Origin of the sequence: Actinomadura bangladeshensis, from assembly GCF_004348335.1 — a bacterium.
GTDB classification, from domain to species: domain Bacteria; phylum Actinomycetota; class Actinomycetes; order Streptosporangiales; family Streptosporangiaceae; genus Spirillospora; species Spirillospora bangladeshensis.
The window spans coordinates 1-1,360 of record NZ_SMJW01000543.1 but is presented as its reverse complement, the minus strand read 5'-3'; the positions used below and the strand labels follow the sequence as shown (position 1 = coordinate 1,360).

Sequence of the window (1,360 nt, the reverse complement as noted above, 5' to 3'; positions counted from 1 at the left end):
GTGATGTTGTCGCGGCCGCCGGCGTCCAGGGCGTGGCGGACGAGCGTCCTGGCCGCGCCGAGCGGGTCGGCGGCCGGATCGGGCGCCGGGTCGGGGGAGGGGGCCGGCGCCCCGTCCGCGCCGGCCGCGGCGGGGGCGCCGGCCAGCAGGGCGGCCAGGTCGCCGGCCGCCGGGAAGTAGTTCCACAGGCCGTCGCTGCAGACCAGCAGCGTGCCCGGTCCGGCGGGCCGGAACGTCGCGACGTGCGGGCGGACCTCGCCGGCGTCGACGCCCAGCCACGCGGTGATGACGTGCGCGTTCGGGTGCGCCTCGGCCTCCGCCTCGCTCAGCGAGCCCTCGGCCACCATGAACGCCGCCCACGAGTCGTCCTCGGTGAGCCGGCGGGACGGGCCGAGCTCGGCCATGTCGCCGGTGCTGACCTCGCTCTCGTCGAGGTCGGCGGTGCCGGAGCCGGTCCCGTTCGACGCCGCGCCCCCGGCCGGCTCGGCCGGGCCGGCGGCGGACAGCCAGTAGGCGCGGCTGTCGCCGACCCAGCCGACCGTGACGGTCGGGCCGCGGGTCACCGCGGACACGTACGTGCAGGACGGCGCGTCCGACGGCGAGGTGGCCAGCGCGGCGACGGCCGCCGCCGCGCGCAGCGCCGCGTGCCGGGTGGCGTCCTCGGGGTCCTCGCCGGCGTCGAGCCGCGCCACCAGCTCGGCGGCGCCGGTGTCGGCGGCCGTGCGGGAGGCGTCCTCGGGACGCTGGGACGACCCGACGCCGTCGGACACGACGGCCGCGATCCCGGCGGCGTGCGCGGCGAGGGCGAGCGCGTCCTCGTTGCGGCTGTAGCGCCGGCCGCGGTCGCTGGCGCCCGCCGCCACCACCGGGCCGGCGCCGTTCGCGCCGGCGGCCGGCAGCTCGATCTCGACGTGGTCGCGTTCGGCGGGCTGGCGCAGCCCGCAGTTCTCGCAGTAGCCGTCGGCGTCGATCGCCGGCCCGCCGCAGCTCGTGCACGCCCGCGCCGCGTCCTGCTCCGGCCCGGCCCGCTCCGGCTCGGCCGGGGCGGCGGGCTCCGAGGAGTCCGCGAGCCGGTGCCCGCACTTCTCGCAGAAGACCTCCTCCGCGTAGACGATCTCGCCGCAGGAGGGGCAGGACAGCTCCGCCGCCTTCGCGTGGTCGGCCGCCGCGCGCTCGGCGGCGGCTCCGGTCTGGTCATCGGTCACAGCAGCGTCCTCGGGCGTACGGCGTTGGCGGAGTCGACGAGGCGGCGGCACTCGTCCCGGTCGCGGGTGCGGCGTGCGAGCTCCCGGTACGTCGCCTCCAGCAGGCGGCGCAGCGAGGTCTCGGTGAGCGGGGCGCCGAGCAGCTGTCTCTTATA

Annotated in this window: 2 protein-coding genes; both read right to left on the bottom strand. The window is 78.8% G+C overall.

Annotated features, from left to right (window positions below; translation table 11 throughout):
* The coding region (locus E1284_RS40740) for a protein phosphatase 2C domain-containing protein (protein WP_131945441.1) at window positions 1-1,205 on the bottom strand (1,205 nt) is incomplete at its 3' end.
* Complete coding sequence (locus E1284_RS40735; protein ID WP_279433124.1) at window positions 1,202-1,348, bottom strand: tetratricopeptide repeat protein; 147 nt, start codon at window positions 1,346-1,348, stop codon at window positions 1,202-1,204. The genes E1284_RS40740 and E1284_RS40735, both read right to left, overlap by 4 nt.
* Between the last annotated feature and the right edge of the window lie 12 nt (window positions 1,349-1,360).